Raw genomic sequence first — 15,246 nt, 5'->3', positions numbered from 1 at the left:
TTGATCGCCACGATCTCCGCTTACCTGTCGCGGCTCACCGCCAGCGCTGGTCGACACAGGCCTTCGGTTGTTCGCCGCGATCCTGTGCCAGGGACGGATAGTCCGTGTATCCCTTCTCGCCGCCGCCGTAATATGTCGTCGGATCGTCGGCATTGAAGGGTGCGCCGATGCGCAACCGCTCGGGCAGATCGGGATTGGCGATGAACTTGCGGCCGAAAGCGATCAGGTCCGCCTTGCCTTCGCGAAGCCACTGCGCCGCGGTGTCGGCCTGGAAGCCGCCCGCTACCATCAGGGTTCCCTTGAATTTCTTCCGTATCGTCTCGACCATGGCTAGCGCCCGCGGATCTGGCTCTTTTCCGCTTTGCATCTGCTCCATCGCCGGATTGACGATATGCAGGTAGGCAAAGCGGTAGTCGCTGAGGCGCTCGGCGATATAGCCAAAGGTCGCTTCCGGTTGGTCGTCGTGGATGTCGTTCATCTTGCCCATCGGCGAAAGCCGCACGCCGATGCGATCCGGCCCCCAGATCCGTATCAAGGCCTCGGCAACCTCGAACAATAATCGCGTCCGGTTCTCGACCGGGCCGCCATAGGTGTCGGTGCGTCGGTTGGTGCAGGTCTCGATGAACTGATCGAGCAGGTAGCCGTTGGCGGCGTGGATCTCGACGCCGTCGAAATCGGCGGCCCGGGCGTTTATGGCCGCGCGTTCATATTGCGCCACGATGTAGGGCATCTCGTCGATGTTGAGCGCGCGGGGCCGTACGAACGGAACAAGTTCACCTTCGCCGCGCTCGTTTTCGATGAAGGCTTTGCCCTCCGGTATAATGGCGGAGGGGGCGACAGGGAGCATATTGTCGGGCTGCAGGGCAGGGTGCGAAATGCGCCCGACATGCCAAAGCTGATTGAAGATCAATCCGTCAGCCTGATGCACCGCTTGGGTGACCCGATGCCACGCCTCTACCTGGTCACGGCTGTGGAGGCCAGGCGTCCAGGCGTAACCCTGGCCCTGCATCGAAACCTGCGTCGCCTCGCTCACGATCAACGCTGCGGATGCGCGCTGCGCGTAGTAGCAGGCGGCAAGGGAGCTTGGCACGTTGCCCGGCTGGCGTGCCCGCGAGCGTGTCAGCGGCGCCATGACGATGCGATGCCGCAGGTTGAAGGGGCCAAGCCGGTACGGCACGAAAAGCACGTCCGTGTTCGGCGCCTGAGCGGCACGGGGTGTCCGCGCAATCGTGGTTGCCTCGTTCATATTCGCTCCTGCAGAGGGGGACATTGGTGGCCCTTGGAACGTCCAAGTGAAGATATTAGGAGCGAAGCGATCCGCCTCAATTGACTGCCGTCAATGCGGAGCACGATTAGAATTTCGCTAATAGGCCGGCGCTGGTAAGGCTCGTTTGCGAGGGCGCGCGTGACCGAAGATGTGACCATAATGAACGCGACCGACACCATCACTCTGATAGAGGGCTATGACGCGATGCGAATCTTTCTCGAAACGGTTTCGCTGCGGCTTGGCAAGACGGACGAGGAGATCGACCTCATCGTGGCGGGCTTGAAATGGGCCGATGGTTCTCCGGTCGACCCGGCGATGTGGCAGGACTGGCTGGCGGCCGTGCAAATTACATGCGGCGGTGGGGGCGGTGAGACCTAACCGCCGACAGGACGCTATTCGGTGCGCAACCCTTCGTGATCGGCTTCCGCAAAAGCATGGCGATGGGCTCTTCCGAACTGCAGGCGAAGCGGTGATTCCGTCAAACCCTCGCTGGTGATGCCGTAGAAAACCGGCAATGCCAGAAAGATCAGCATGGCCAGTTTCGGTGTCGATAGCCAGCCGGCCAGGCCCGCTACGGCATACAGGATAACGCCGGCCCAGGCGCGAAAACGCTCCTTCGGGAAGAAGTCTGGACTTACACCGTCCTCCACAAGGTAGGGATGTACGCTCAGAACGTGAAACACGACGAGCCACGCCAGGCACATCGACCCGGCAATGCCTGCATAGAGGGTCACCGCCACCTTGGCATCGAATTCGTTGCCGCTCTGGATGGCCGCGGACAGGATGGCCGTCGGAAACGGAATCAGCGCCGACGTCAACAAAAGAAAAAGGTTAGCCAGATGAAGACTGCGGTCGCAGTAGCGCACCCTTGCGAACACCGCGCGATGATTGAGCCAGATCACTCCGGCGTAGCAAAATGACGCAAGGAACGCGATGTAGCTGGCCCATTGCGCGGTCAGCTTCTCCAACAGCTGGCCCGACGCATATTCCGGCCGCACGATTTCCGCCACCAGCAACGTGATGGTAATCGAGAGCACGCTGTCGCTGAATGTCTCCAGCCGATCGGTTTCCGACAACCGGACGTGCGGCCATGGCGGATCCTGTTGGGGTTTCGCGGCCCGGCGGGTTTCCTGCTTGGTGATGCTCATTGGATATACAGGCAGGACAAATCCGCTCAACTGCCATGACGGGCGTCAATTCAGACCAGGCGAGCCGCCCCGGACCGGTTGGTCGCCCGGCTCACGCGCCGTTACGTAATTATACGTAATCGAATTTGTCGCGGATGCCGTCAGACTCGTCCAAAGGGGCCGTGGACGTCGGAGACCGATGTGATAGCGCTTAAATGCGTGCCGAGGACCCACGGCGCTCTGGTGCATGAATACTTCGCAGTTGCGAGTTCGTTCGAGACTAGCACTCGCTCGGAATAGATCGAATGTTAATCCCTTGCAAGAATCGGGAGTAAGGTCATGCCGACGCCCATGGTGCACGGCTCCCCCGACATTGAGGCAAGCCATAGCATGACATCGTTTCTTTCATGGTTGATGTCGCCGCAAGATTACATGCCGCACGGCATGTGCTTTCTCTGGCAACCGGAACTGATCGCGCTCCATGTGGTCTCGGATTCGTTGATCGCGCTTGCCTATTATTCGATTCCGATCGCCCTGATTTATTTTGTATGGAAGCGCGCCGATTTGGCATTCCCCACCATTTTCATACTGACGGGTCTCTTCATCCTTGCCTGCGGCACGACGCACGCGATGAGCGTCTGGACCCTGTGGTATCCAGACTATCGGGTCGACGGCGGCATCAAAGCGGTCACGGCGCTGCTCTCGATCGGCACCGGGGTCGCGATCTGGAAGGTGATGCCGCTGGCGCTGGCGCTTCCGAGCACGGCGCAGCTCGAGCGGGCAAACCAGCTTCTTGGCGCAGAGATTGGTCAGCGGCAACGCGCTGAAGTCGCCCTGCGCGACGCCAATGCGGAACTTGAGCGGCGGGTCGCCGCCCGCACCGCAGACCTTGAGGAAGAAGTGGTTCGGCGGCGAAATACCGAAACAACGCTACGTGCCAGTGAGGAGCGGTGGCGTAGCATGTTCGAAGCCTCCGCGGTCGGCATCGCGGTCCTTGACGAGCAGCATCATTTCGCGGCAACGAACGAGGCGCTTCAGAAGATGGTCGGCTACAGCGACGAGGAACTGCAGTCGCTCGGTCCGCTGGACATTACGCATCAAGACGACCGCGAGACCACCCAAAAGCTGATCGAGGATATGCGAAACGGCAAGCGCCAGGACTTGCCCACGGAGACGCGGTATCGCCGCAAGGATAGCAAAGTAATCTGGGTGCGCGTCAGCGCCGCTCGGGCTCTCGATTCGGGCAGCTCGCTCCAGGGCATACCCGCCATCATTGAGGACATCACGGAGCGCAAGAGCGCAGAGGTTGCCTGGCACGACGCCCGGGATGCGCTGTCGCGTGCCACGCGACTAACCATCATGGGCGAACTCTCGGCGTCGATCGCCCATGAGGTCAATCAGCCACTTACGGCGATCATCACCAACGGCCGAGCGTGCGAGCGCTTTCTCGGCTTCTCGCCGCCCGATCTGGACGAGGTCAAGGACGCGGTGGGCGAAATCGTCCGCGACGGCAGGCGCGCTAGCGAAGTGCTCAAACGTATCCGCGCGATGTCAAAGAACACCGCGCCGGAACGAGGGCAGGTGGATGTCAACCACGCGATCGCGGAAGTGCTGGCGCTTACCCGCGACGAGCTGCAGCGACATCGCGTCGCCGTCCAAACCGACCTGCGTTCAAAGCTTCCGACCATCATCGCTGACCGGGTCCAGTTGCAGCAGGTCGTTCTCAACCTGGTCATGAACGGCATCGACGCGATGCGTGCGGTCACTGACCGCCCACGTATCTTGACGGTCCGTTCTCAACTCAACGATCAAGGCAACGTCGTCGTCAACGTGGCGGATTCCGGTGTTGGTCTTGACCCCGCAAGCCGGGACCGCATCTTCGAAAGCTTCTTCACCACGAAGCCCGAGGGCATGGGAATGGGGCTGGCAATCAGTAACACGATTATTGAAGCTCATCACGGCCGGTTGTGGGCGGAATCCGGTTCTCCCTTCGGCGCCGTGTTCGGCTTCACCTTGCCTTTGACCGCAGGAGCTAGCCCATGACCGGCAATCAAATCATCGTCATAATCGTCGACGACGACGATTCGATAAGGAAGGCGGTCCGGCGCCTGATGAAGTCATATGGCTTCGCTGTGGAAACCTTTGCCTCGGCGGAAGAATTTCTCGGTTCCGATCGCCTCGCCAAGACATCGTGCCTTATCCTGGATGTCCATATGCCGGGCATGAACGGCCTTGAATTGCAGAAGCGTTTGGTCGCGTCGGGCTCCGTGGTGCCGATCATCTTCATTTCCGCTTTCACCGATGACGGCGCGCGGTCCCAGGCGATAAATGCTGGGGCGGCGGGTTACCTCGCCAAGCCATTTAGCGACGACGAACTGCTTAATTGTATTCACTCGGTGCTGGAGGATGCCGGAGCTGATATTCCGCAGTCTGCGCCGCGGTAAGTCCAGCTCGTTTGACGTATTCAGGCGCGTTGAGCAACGCGGTCCACGCCGGTGGTGCAATCCGGCGCTTTGCACGCGCCGCTGTCGCCAAAAAAGGGGAGAACGATGCAATCAAAGGGTTCACCGGTTCGCATTGTCTACATTGTGGACGACGATCCGGCATTGCTCGGCTCACTCGAACGTACTTTCCGCGCGGCGGGATTGACGGCGGTATCGTATCAGACTGCGTTCGCATTTCTTGATGCGGTGCCCGACCTCAGCGACGGATGCCTTCTCCTTGATATCATAATGCCGGAAATGGACGGACTGGAGCTGCAGGAGCGGCTCAACTCCCTTGGGTTCAACATGCCGGTGATCGTGATGACCGCATGGGGAGATGTGGAGACCGCGGTGCAGGCGATCAAAAGCGGAGCGGTCGATTTCATCGAGAAGCCTTTCAACGACGAAGCGCTTCTCGATGCCGTCAACGCCGCATTGGCGCTGGACCGGGGTCCGACCCGTGATCGGGAAAGTGTTGTCGCCGCCAAGCTGGTGGCGAAGTTAAGCCCGCGCGAACGCCAGGTGCTCGATGGACTGGTCGCCGGCCGCTCGACCAAGCAGATGGCCTACGATCTCGGCATCAGCGCACGGACGGTCGAGGTGCACCGCGCCCGTATGCTGGCGCGACTCGGGACCCACTCTCTTGCCGAAGCGATCCGGCTGGCCGTGCTGGCGAGGTTGTCGCCAGCCGATCTTGAGGCCAACGCCGCTGATCCCCAGCGGCGTTCCGGCGCCTCGCGCGGGTTGCCGGAATAGGCGATCTATTTGTCGCGAAGGAATGCTCGAGCGATCCTACCGGCCTATTCGCACACGGACAATCTCGTGTCCCCGGTCGTCCGTAACGAGAATGGAAGATCCGTGCCAGCTGCCGTCTTGCGCGAGTTCCTGGGCAACAACAATGGCCTGCGCCGTGGCGTCATCAGCCGTCGAAAAAACCGATCCGGTTTCGTCCGGATATCGGCTGCCGTTGTCAACGTGGAAATAAAACCGGCTTCCTTCAGCCGAAACCTCCGTCTGAGATAGGGCGGATCTCGGCGAAGAGAGACGCTCGGTATGGCGCCAAGCGGCGTGCTTCAACGGGATGCCCGCGAGATTTACGACCGAATCGACGCTGTCGGAGAAGCTGCGGCCGATCTGCTGGTGAATACCGAAGATAACGCAATGACCGGGCGTATCGACAAGCCGTGCCCCCAGAATATCCCGAACGCCGCACGTCAATATGAAATCGTTGTACCACACGCTGCTTCGTAACAGCCGGTCCGGAAGACACTCGGAGAGCTTTTTCCAGCTTCCATCGAGCAATGGCGAGTACGGGTCCAGGGCAGCGTAGTGCCGGACGTAATCGGACTTGAATGCAGCGCTGAGGCCGCAGAAAGTGGCCTCAGCGACCTTACCTGTGCTCTTGTTGAAAATGATCAATGCTGCACCCGATACCGGCTGCGTCCGTCAAAGCTGTTAGCGCGTCGGGCCACGCCTCGGGCGTTACCGCGGCATCGTGAAGCCTTGCAACAAGAGAGGACATGACAAATCGGGCCCCTAAAGCTCGGTTGGCGAATTTAACCAATTTAGGACCCTTTAAGAAGCGTGGAGTTGACGCCGGTCAGTGATTTCTCCGAAATTGAATGTTCCCATCGGAGCGAAGTCCGCGACATTGCATTGATATTCGTCAAGGCGCTGTCAGTGGCCGCGATGAGAAAAAACCACCAGCGCTGTTGGAGCCGTCGCCCGGCCGCGGTTGCTGCTTCTTGCAGAGGCCTTCTCGCAAAGGGGTCGTGTCATGCTGATCACCATCTGCCGTCTTTACGATTCATACACCGAAGCCAATCGGGTCGTGGTCATGCTCGAAGCTGCCGGCCTGCCGCCGCCGGAGACCAGCGTGATTTCAAACAATTCCGACACCTGGTACAGTGCCACCAAGACCGCCAATGTTGTCCCTGTGCGGAATCATGGCGCGAGCAGCAAAGCCGATGGCAAGGTCGAGGGAGCGGCGCTCGGCGCTGCGATCGGCGCCACCGCGGCGACCGCGGCCAGCCTCGTCACCATGCTGGCAATTCCTGGTGTCGGCGCCGTCGTCGGCGCCGGATGGCTCGCGGCTCTGTTGGGCAGCATGGCGATCGGTGGCGTCGCCGGCGGCCTGCTCGGGGCGCTGACCAATGCCGGCATCAGCGAAGAAGACGCGCAAGTCCTTGTAGAGGGCGTGCGCCGCGGTGGAACCGTGGTCGCCGCTCGGGTGCCGCAGAGCGAATTGCCGCGCATCGTGCCGATCATGAACCAGTCGGCGGTGGATCTGCAGGAACGCAGCGAACTCTATCGGAAATCGGGCTGGCAATCATTCGATCCGAACGCCGTGCCCTATACCGCCGACCAGGTCCGCAGCGAACGCGCGCTGCATGCTCATTAACCGATCGGTCGGAATTTGATGTCCGTCAAGGCCGCCATCAGCCGGTCGCCTCATTCTCAGTCAATGGTCGCGATCCGGAGGCTGCAGTGATCCTCGAGAAGTTATTGTTGGGAATTATGGTGGCGGCTTTAACGTTACTGCTGCTGCCGTTCCTGTTGGTCATGGCTGGCGTCGGGGCAGCGATGCTGCTCTGGTTCGTTGTTTCCGCGGCCGTGCTTGGCGCTCTGATTTTCTGGATGCTGTTTCCCGGTGCTTACGGGCTTGCGATACTGCTTCTTGTGCTGGTGATCGGTTTGCTTCTTGTCCACAGACAAACCCGGCACGGGGCTCCCTGAGAGACGCGAGACCGCCGACTTGTCGTTTGCACGCGCCTCGGGATGGGATCGATACAACTGATGATTCTGCGCTGGGAAAGCCCAACCAACCGCACAGGAGCAGCCCATGAGCTATTACGATTATAATCCCCGGCGAACACCCGACGGGATGGCCACGCCGCCGTGGGTCGGCGCCCAGATCGATACCGGCCTGCGCGCCTACATGCAGCGCGTCTATAGTTACATGGCCGGCGGCCTTGCGGTGACCGGCATCTTGGCCTACGCCGCCGCAGCCTCTGGCTTTTACCAGGCCATCGCTGCCACGCCGCTGATCTGGATCGTCATGCTGATGCCGCTAGGCTTCGTGCTGGCCTTAAGCTTCGGTATCCAGCGAATGAGCGCCGGAACGGCGATGATGCTGTTCTGGATCTATGCCGCTGTGATGGGGCTGTCGCTGGGAGGTATTTTTCTGGTGTACACCGGGACGTCGATCGCGCGCGTGTTCTTCATCACCGCCGCGACCTACGGCGCGATGAGCCTCTACGGATACACCACGAAGTCCGATCTTTCAGGTTTTGGCTCGTTCCTTATGATGGGACTGATCGGTATCGTGATCGCGTCTCTGGTTAACATCTTTGTCGGCTCGAGCGCGCTTCAGTTCGCAATCTCCGTCATCGGCGTCCTGGTATTTGTCGGCCTTACCGCCTACGACACCCAGCGTATCAAGGAGATGTATCTCGAGTCGGACAGCGCTGAAATCGCAGACAAGAAGGCGGTGATAGGTGCGCTGGCGCTTTATCTCGACTTCATCAATCTATTCATGATGCTGCTGCAATTGTTCGGCCAGCGGCGGGATAATTGACGCAAGCAATCCGAGAGGGTGACCGCGATGGCGCGCTTTCTGGTCGTGCTCGGCCTTGTCCTTCTAATGGCCGGCCTGCTTTGGCCCTATCTGAGCCAGATCGGGTTGGGCCGGCTGCCCGGCGACATCGTGATCCAGCGCGAAGATGTAACGTTTTATTTTCCGCTGATGACATGTCTTCTGCTGAGCGTGCTATTCAGCCTGGTGTTCTGGGCCGTGAACCGCTGAAACGGCGATCGTGTCACCGCGCCGAATGTCGGGCCCCGCGCGCCGCTCTTCCGGGAGAGGCTGCGCGTGTTTCGCTGCCGGCGCGCCCTTCCGGGCGTCCAGCATACCATGCAGGTGCGCGACCGCGCTTTCGATGTCGTAGTGCTGGTATTGGCCGGCGCGGCTTTCTGCCGAGACCACGCCACAGCGGTGGACCTTGCTGAAATCCCCATAGGGAAATTCGTAGTGTCCCTTGGTCTGCTCGGGTTTTTCGTCATTGATTCCCAAGTACCATCTGCCGTATTCGACAAAGCCGTGAAGGCGAATGAATTCATTTTCCTGCTGTGCGGATGGCCGGTGCTCGCTCCATGCATCGCGCTCGTCGAATACAAATCTTCCATCGTTGATCAGTTCTCTGGCATGCTCGTAGGCTCGTCGGCTAAGCGTTACAGCCATGGATGTTCTCCCACTCAAGTCGTCAGGTTTGCCGAGGGCGGCAGCCTCGAAACAGACAGAGCAAGAGGCCCAGTGCCATGATGCGATTCAATTTCCGGGGCGTTTCAGTCGATTGCTGGATTCGATCGCGACGAGCCAATCGTTGACGAACGCCAATGCCGGTGCGTAGCCAGCCGTTACATTCAAGACTGCTGCGGGCTGAGCGTCCGGAATTTCGTCAAACGTCGGACGTTCGATTTTGCCGAAGTGAAGCAATGGAGGTCGCGTGATGAGAAGCGCTTTAGTCACACTCGCACTTGGCGCAACGGTCGCAATCGGCGTGGTTGCGAGCTCAACGACGGCGGACGCTCGATGGCGTCATGGCTTTCCTGTCGCGCCGATTGTCGGCGGACTGGCGGCAGGGGCCATCCTTGGCGCTACGCTTGCTGTCCCAAGGCCCTATTATGAGGCTTACGCGTACGAACCCATCTATTTCGGGCCGCGATGTTACATCCGACGCGAACGCTTCTGGGACGGGTGGCGTTGGCACGTTCGCCGGGTAGAGGATTGTTACTGAGTAGCGGGTCCGGTCGCCGCACCGGCGACGAAATGCGGACGTCCGACGGCCGGGGCTGCGGATCAAACGGCTGTCCTAGTCGCCTTGTTCGCCTAGCGGAACATCGAAAAGATGCTGGCCGCCTTCGACGACGACGATCGCGGCATTGGTCGGTTCGCCGCCTCGCGCCAATTCGCGAGCGATCTTCGTGGCATGCTGCATTGCCAAGGAGGCATCCGCAAACACCTCGCCGACGTCATCCTCGAATATCGATGATCCGTCCCGGTAATGAAAATAGTAGCGTGGCATGGGCTCCCAAGATCGAATCGAATATCCGGCGACGAGTTACGAGGAAGTACACAGCACATAACGCCAGCAACCGAGTGGGCAAAATGCCACGCTTTGCCGGCAGCAGCCGCGCAGGGGATGGAAAGCAGGTAAGGGCGCAACCCCGTAATAAAACCCCGGCGGCCCAATTTCGTTCCCGGGACGTGCAGCGCGAAGAGTCGGCCGCCGCCATATCGACCAATCGGTGGTCGCTGGGTTGACCAGCATCAATGCCTACGAGAGCACCGACCCCGACAATACTGTCTTCGGCCTCACGTCGCCACGGGAGTATTTCGATGATCAAGGATATTGTCGTCAATCTAGAGCACCGGATCGGGCGCGATCCGGCCCGCGATTTTGCTATCACCATTGCCGAGACTTTTGACGCTCATGTCGTCGGAGTGACCTTCGCCTATGCGCCGGACTTTCCGGGCTATGTGACGCTGGAAATTCCACCCGATATTGTTGCCGCGATCGTTGCCGAGGGCGAGAAAGCCGCCTTGACCGCGATCGAACGTTTCGAGGACGCCGCCAGGCGCAGCCTGGCTTCCGCGGAGCATCGCCTGCTCAAGACGATAGGGGCGTCCGCACCCCTGATCCTGTCGACGCTTGCTCGGCGCTTCGATCTCAGCGTGTTCATGCAATCCGAGCCGAACGGCATGGACAACGATGACATGATCGAAACTTCGCTGTTCCAGTCCGGGCGTCCACTCATCGTGGTGCCCCACATCCAGAAGGATGGGCTGAAGCTCGATCACCTGGTGTGCTGCTGGGACGGCAGCAGCGCCGCGGCGCGCGCCATCAACGATGCGCTGCCGCTGCTGGTCAAGGCGACAGCGGTCGACTTGCTGATCGTGCTGAACGAAAAGACCAACAGCAACACCAACGTCATTCGCGGCGCCGGAATGGCAAAACATCTCGCGCGCCATGACGTCAAGGTCCAGATCGAAACGGTCCCCGCAGCCGACATCGACGTCACCAACGCCATCCTGTCGTATGTCGCCGACAATTCCGCAACGCTGATCGTGATGGGCGGCTACGGCCACGCCAAGCTGCGTGAGGTTGTTCTGGGCGGCGTGACCCGCGATATGCTGAAATCGATGACAGTTCCGGTGTTCATGTCGCATTGATCGGGCAGTCATCGTCTCGCGTCAGGAGTCAGCACCATGAGGCCCGGTCTGTACGCATTTGCCGCCGCCGCCGTCTTCCTCGGGGCAACGATCTATATTGGGTTCGTCGAGCATCCGGCCCGGCTGAAGCTCAGCGGGCCTGCAATGATTCAGGAATGGAAACTGAGCAACCGGCGCGGCACGCTGACATTGTCGGTTTTTGCCGTGGTCTCGGCAATTCTGGCTTACATTCAATTCAGGGCCAATGGCGACGTCCGCTGGCTGATTGGCGGCACCACGATCCTGGCGAGTTGGCCATACGCCTACTTCGTGATGATGCCGGTGAACGTCTGGCTCTACGTCATTCCGCCGGCAAAAGCCGTCTCGCCGGTGCGCGAACTGATGCGGGACTGGGGGTTGTTGGAATGGGGGCACGCCTTGATCGGATTTGCTGCCTGTTGCGCCTTCGCCTGGGCGCTGGAGCTGCCGGTGTGATTGATGACCATCAATGCCGGCGTGTGGTGTTCCGGCCAAGATGTCTCGATCAGGCCGAACGAAAGTCTCGGCGCCGGCATTGAGTGAGGGGCCGATGCTTCACATCGATATTCCGACCCTGGAGGAGTTTAAGGCGCTTGCACAGATCAAGGGCGAAGTCTGCATTTCGGTGTACTTACCCGTCTCTCCCCTGGTCCAGAACATCCGGGCTAATCGCATCGCGTTCAGAGATCTCGCCAGGGACGCACTGGCGCAGCTGAGGGAGACTGGCGTCGACAAGCACAAGATCATCGATTTCGAGGAGCGCTTCGATCATCTTACCGGCCTTGAGCGCGACGTTCAGGATGAAGACAAAATCAGAAAGCTCCAGCGCGCCAAGCCGGACTCGTTCGATACGTTCTGGCACTATCAGGCGCATGGGCTGGCGGTGCTCTCAACCCCCGGCGTGATGCGAATGTTTCGCCTCCCCAACTCGCCAAAACCGTTGGCCGAGGTAGCGGACCGGCTGCATCTGACGCCGCTGATACGCGCCATGACGTCGCCGCACGATATCTTCGTGCTGGCATTGGCGGCAGAAAGCGTCCGGCTGATCCACGCCTTCGTCAACTTTCCGCCAGTGCGGCTGCAGATTCCAGACCTGCCTAAGAACGCCGAGCAAGCGACACGGCGTCCGTCCTTCCACGTACGGGCTCCGCGCGGTCGGCTGCAAAACCTGGAAGGCGAGAAGGTGCTGCTGCATCAATATGTGAGGAAGGTCGAGCAGGCCATACACGGCGTATTCGCCGGGCTGAACACCCCGCTGGTTGTCGCGGCGGAGGAGCCGCTCGCCTCGACGTACCGTTCGCTCAATAGCTATTCCGGGCTGGCCGACGAGATGATCGAAGGAAATCCGGATCAGAAAACGGATGCGGAGCTGGAAGACGCCGCGATCCCGATTCTCGACCGTCTCTATTCGCGCGAGGTAAAGGCGGCGATCGCGCTCTACGACCAGTTGAAGCCGCGACGTGCGACGACGGATGTCTCTTATGCCGCGCATGCCGCAACCGCAGGCGCGGTCGAGCAACTTCTCGTCGATCTCGACGCGGTTGTTCCCGGTCTCGTCAGCGACGTCGATGGCAGCGTGATATATTCAGCTTCCGACGATGCCGAGACCTACAGTGTTGTCGACGAAGTTGCGCGGCGCGCGCTGTCTACCGGGGCGAGGGTGCTGGGGGCGCGGCGGGAGGAATTGCCGGACCGGGCGCCGCTGACCGCCATCCTCCGCTACGACTTTGGCTTGATCCAGTCGTGACAACAGCAATTCGTTCGGCGCGGGACTACGCCGGCTGCGGAAGAAGCCTAGATAATGGGAAGGACGAAGCTTGATCGCATCTGGCGTGTGCCCGCGATCTCTTGGCCGCGAGATTATTTGAAAACTGGAGATGCCGGTGATTCCATTCTCGGTTCTGGACTTGTCGCCGATTAATCAGGGCTGCGATGCGGCCCAGGCCTTCCGCAATTCGCTCGATCTGGCGCAACACGCCGAACGTTGGAATTACAAGCGGTTCTGGCTTGCCGAGCATCACAATATGCCCGGCATCGCCAGCGCTGCGACCGCAGTCGTGATCGGCTATATCGCCGGCGGCACCAGGACCATTCGTGTTGGATCGGGCGGCGTGATGTTGCCAAACCATGCGCCGCTGGTCATCGCAGAGCAATTCGGTACGCTGGAATCGCTTTACCGGGGCCGCATCGATCTCGGGCTCGGCCGCGCACCCGGCACCGATCAGCGAACCGCGCGCGCGTTGCGCCGGGATCTGGCCGCGACCGCCGAGAGTTTCCCCCCATGATGTCACGGAATTGCAGGCCCTGCTGGGACCGCTGCAACCCGGCCAGACGGTCCGGGCTGTGCCAGGTGCGGGATTGCGGGTCCCGATCTGGCTGCTCGGATCGAGCACGTTCAGTGCGCAGCTCGCTGCGATGCTCGGTTTGCCGTTTGCGTTCGCGTCGCATTTTGCCCCTTCGGAGCTGATGCGGGCGCTCGATGTGTATCGCGCCCGCTTTCAGCCGTCGGAACAGCTTTCCGAGCCTTTCGCGATGGTTGGCGTCAATGCCTTCGCCGCGGATACCGATGCCGAGGCGCGGCGTCTCATCACATCGCTGCAACAGCAATTCGTCAACCTGCGACGCGGCACGCCCGAACCCTTGCCGCCGCCGGTCGACAACATGGATGAACTCTGGTCGCCCCTGGAGCGGAAGGGAGTCGAGGAGGCGCTGGCCTATTCCGCGGTCGGTGCTCCGGACGCCGTCGAGCGGGGGCTTGAGGCACTCATCGCCGAGACCGATGCAAACGAATTGATGTTAACGGCGCAGATCTACGACAACACGGCGAGGCTCCGCTCTTTCGAAATCGTGGCCGAAATACGCCGTCGCATCGACGCCCGTCAGCCGACATCCTTGCGATCGGATGCTTCCACCGCCTGAATATCCCTGACCAGGCAGCGCAGCCCGTACAATTGATCGAGCAGATGTAAAATGATCGCAATGCCCTCGTCGTTGACGCCGAAATCCGCCTTGAGATCCCCGATCAGCCGCGCCCGCGCCAGATCGGCTTCTGAAAATTGAAATGTCTTTTTGCTGGCTACCGGTACTAGCCACTCCGCTTCGACCCAGGCATTTAATGTCAGCGTATCGAGGTGCGATCGACCGATGAATTCCTGGATTTCCATAATCACACTCCCATCGATTGCCGCGGACTGTATTCCACTGGCTGCCACCCAGCGACAAATGCTTCGAGTTTCGGATCCGGCTTTTCTGGCAGCATCAGCATCAGCTTGACATATTCATCGCCCTTGCTGCCGTCGGCACGCGGCACGCCACGTCCTTTCAGCCTCAGAACGCGGCCGGTATTTGACCATTTTGGTACCGCCACGGTGACCACTCCGCCGGGGGTGGGGACCCGAACCCTGGCGCTCAGCACCGCCTCTTTCAGCGATATCGGCAGGTCCAGATAGATGTCGTCGCCTTTGCGGGTGAAGTAGGGATGCGGCAGCACGCTGATCTCGATCAGCGCGTCGCCTGCCGGACCTTCGCCCGGCGCCGGGCGGCCTTTGCCTCTCAGTCGCAAGATCTGGCCGTCCCGCGTTCCCGGCGGGATGTTGACGTCCAGCGTGGTGCCGTCAGGAAGAACAATAGACTGCTTGCCGCCATTGACGGCATCAAGGAAAGAAAGCTCGAGATGATAGCGGACGTCCTGGCCCCGCCGGCGGCGGCCTGCGCTGCCGGCACGGCCGAAGATCTCCGAGAGAATATCTTCGCTGCCGGCGAAATCGCCGAAATCGGAAAAGCCCGAGTTGTTGGTGTAGGCGGCGGACCAACCGTTCTGATCGGCGAAATCCCTGTAGTACTGCTGGCGCGGCCGCTCCGTGCCTGAGGCGTCGATTTCGCCGCGGTCAAACCGCGCGCGCTTGTCCGGATCGCCCAAGAGATCGTAGGCAGCCGAAACCTCCTTGAACTTGTCTTCGGCAATCTTGTTGCCGGGATTGAGATCCGGGTGCAGCTTTTTCGCCAGCCGGCGATAGGCTTTTTGAATCTCTTCCTGGGTCGCATGCTTTTTCACGCCCAGCGTTGTATAGGGGTCCACGGCCAATGCCCACTCCTGTCTGCACGCCGGCATAGCCGAGC

General features: G+C 60.5%; 18 protein-coding genes and 1 pseudogene. 12 read left to right on the top strand and 7 right to left on the bottom strand.

Going from position 1 to position 15,246, the window contains the following annotated elements; all coding sequences use genetic code 11:
• Positions 1 to 34 precede the first annotated feature (34 nt).
• The gene (locus BUA38_RS04100) at positions 35 to 1,246 is read right to left on the bottom strand and encodes an alkene reductase (protein WP_072816824.1); all 1,212 of its coding nucleotides are present in this window, start codon (positions 1,244 to 1,246) and stop codon (positions 35 to 37) included.
• Between the two features lie 159 nt (positions 1,247 to 1,405).
• Here BUA38_RS04100 and BUA38_RS04095 point away from each other — a divergent pair, with 159 nt between their 5' ends.
• Positions 1,406 to 1,645 carry a hypothetical protein gene (locus BUA38_RS04095; protein ID WP_156898377.1) on the top strand — a complete coding sequence of 80 codons (240 nt, stop codon included), beginning with the start codon at positions 1,406 to 1,408 and terminating at the stop codon, positions 1,643 to 1,645.
• Positions 1,646 to 1,659: 14 nt separating this feature from the next.
• Here BUA38_RS04095 and BUA38_RS04090 read toward each other — a convergent pair whose 3' ends face one another.
• Positions 1,660 to 2,415 (bottom strand): TMEM175 family protein, encoded by a 756-nt coding sequence (locus tag BUA38_RS04090; RefSeq protein ID WP_072816822.1) that lies wholly within the window; start codon positions 2,413 to 2,415, stop codon positions 1,660 to 1,662.
• Between the two features lie 318 nt (positions 2,416 to 2,733).
• Here BUA38_RS04090 and BUA38_RS04085 point away from each other — a divergent pair, with 318 nt between their 5' ends.
• From BUA38_RS04085 to BUA38_RS04075, 3 genes are read left to right on the top strand one after another with little or no spacing between them, the layout of a single operon-like run.
• Positions 2,734 to 4,437, top strand: a complete 1,704-nt coding sequence (locus BUA38_RS04085) for a sensor histidine kinase (protein WP_083587448.1) — start codon at positions 2,734 to 2,736, stop codon at positions 4,435 to 4,437.
• Positions 4,434 to 4,838: a response regulator transcription factor gene (locus BUA38_RS04080; protein ID WP_072816820.1), complete on the top strand. Its 405-nt coding sequence runs from the start codon at positions 4,434 to 4,436 to the stop codon at positions 4,836 to 4,838. Before BUA38_RS04085 ends, BUA38_RS04080 begins: the two co-directional genes overlap by 4 nt.
• Before the next feature lie 51 nt (positions 4,839 to 4,889).
• The gene (locus tag BUA38_RS04075) at positions 4,890 to 5,633 is read left to right on the top strand and encodes a response regulator transcription factor (RefSeq protein WP_197685908.1); all 744 of its coding nucleotides are present in this window, start codon (positions 4,890 to 4,892) and stop codon (positions 5,631 to 5,633) included.
• 36 nt (positions 5,634 to 5,669) lie between these two features.
• Here BUA38_RS04075 and BUA38_RS04070 read toward each other — a convergent pair whose 3' ends face one another.
• Complete coding sequence (locus BUA38_RS04070) at positions 5,670 to 6,296, bottom strand: DUF6894 family protein (RefSeq protein ID WP_072816819.1); 627 nt, start codon at positions 6,294 to 6,296, stop codon at positions 5,670 to 5,672.
• Between the two features lie 358 nt (positions 6,297 to 6,654).
• Between BUA38_RS04070 and BUA38_RS04065 the strand changes: the two genes are divergently transcribed.
• The 4 genes from BUA38_RS04065 to BUA38_RS04050 all read left to right on the top strand — a co-directional run bounded on the left by BUA38_RS04065 (position 6,655) and on the right by BUA38_RS04050 (position 8,682).
• Positions 6,655 to 7,278 carry a hypothetical protein gene (locus BUA38_RS04065; protein WP_072816818.1) on the top strand — a complete coding sequence of 208 codons (624 nt, stop codon included), beginning with the start codon at positions 6,655 to 6,657 and terminating at the stop codon, positions 7,276 to 7,278.
• Between the two features lie 86 nt (positions 7,279 to 7,364).
• On the top strand, positions 7,365 to 7,613 hold the full coding sequence (locus tag BUA38_RS04060; RefSeq protein ID WP_072816817.1) for a hypothetical protein: 249 nt from the start codon (positions 7,365 to 7,367) through the stop codon (positions 7,611 to 7,613).
• A gap of 106 nt (positions 7,614 to 7,719) precedes the next feature.
• Positions 7,720 to 8,454, top strand: coding sequence for a Bax inhibitor-1/YccA family protein (locus BUA38_RS04055; protein ID WP_083587447.1), 735 nt, complete (start codon positions 7,720 to 7,722; stop codon positions 8,452 to 8,454).
• Positions 8,455 to 8,481: 27 nt separating this feature from the next.
• Positions 8,482 to 8,682 (top strand): DUF2905 domain-containing protein, encoded by a 201-nt coding sequence (locus BUA38_RS04050; RefSeq protein WP_072816815.1) that lies wholly within the window; start codon positions 8,482 to 8,484, stop codon positions 8,680 to 8,682.
• On the opposite strand, the gene BUA38_RS04045 is transcribed toward BUA38_RS04050, so the two are convergent.
• Positions 8,647 to 9,117, bottom strand: coding sequence for a hypothetical protein (locus tag BUA38_RS04045; RefSeq protein WP_072816814.1), 471 nt, complete (start codon positions 9,115 to 9,117; stop codon positions 8,647 to 8,649). The genes BUA38_RS04050 and BUA38_RS04045 overlap by 36 nt on opposite strands.
• 631 nt (positions 9,118 to 9,748) lie before the next feature.
• Positions 9,749 to 9,961: a DUF6894 family protein gene (locus tag BUA38_RS38710; protein ID WP_072816812.1), complete on the bottom strand. Its 213-nt coding sequence runs from the start codon at positions 9,959 to 9,961 to the stop codon at positions 9,749 to 9,751.
• 314 nt (positions 9,962 to 10,275) lie between these two features.
• Between BUA38_RS38710 and BUA38_RS04030 the strand changes: the two genes are divergently transcribed.
• The 4 genes and pseudogenes from BUA38_RS04030 (at position 10,276) to BUA38_RS04015 (ending at position 14,046) form a co-directional block, all read left to right on the top strand.
• On the top strand, positions 10,276 to 11,109 hold the full coding sequence (locus tag BUA38_RS04030; RefSeq protein ID WP_072816811.1) for a universal stress protein: 834 nt from the start codon (positions 10,276 to 10,278) through the stop codon (positions 11,107 to 11,109).
• Positions 11,110 to 11,145: 36 nt separating this feature from the next.
• Entirely contained in the window at positions 11,146 to 11,583 is a 438-nt protein-coding gene (locus tag BUA38_RS04025; RefSeq protein WP_072816810.1) for a DUF1772 domain-containing protein, read from the top strand.
• 94 nt (positions 11,584 to 11,677) lie between these two features.
• Positions 11,678 to 12,874, top strand: coding sequence for a hypothetical protein (locus BUA38_RS04020; protein ID WP_072816809.1), 1,197 nt, complete (start codon positions 11,678 to 11,680; stop codon positions 12,872 to 12,874).
• Between the two features lie 136 nt (positions 12,875 to 13,010).
• Positions 13,011 to 14,046, top strand: a pseudogene (locus BUA38_RS04015) (LLM class flavin-dependent oxidoreductase).
• On the opposite strand, the gene BUA38_RS04010 reads toward BUA38_RS04015, so the two are convergent.
• Positions 14,007 to 14,291: a chaperone modulator CbpM gene (locus BUA38_RS04010; protein ID WP_072816808.1), complete on the bottom strand. Its 285-nt coding sequence runs from the start codon at positions 14,289 to 14,291 to the stop codon at positions 14,007 to 14,009. The pseudogene BUA38_RS04015 and the gene BUA38_RS04010 sit on opposite strands and share 40 nt — an antisense overlap.
• Before the next feature lie 2 nt (positions 14,292 to 14,293).
• Entirely contained in the window at positions 14,294 to 15,238 is a 945-nt protein-coding gene (locus BUA38_RS04005; protein ID WP_425304943.1) for a DnaJ C-terminal domain-containing protein, read from the bottom strand.
• Between the last annotated feature and the right edge of the window lie 8 nt (positions 15,239 to 15,246).

The sequence above is a fragment of the Bradyrhizobium erythrophlei genome, from assembly GCF_900142985.1.
Taxonomy (GTDB): domain Bacteria; phylum Pseudomonadota; class Alphaproteobacteria; order Rhizobiales; family Xanthobacteraceae; genus Bradyrhizobium; species Bradyrhizobium erythrophlei_B.
The sequence above is the reverse complement of the archived record's forward strand: the minus strand, read 5'-3'. Positions and strand labels throughout refer to the sequence as shown.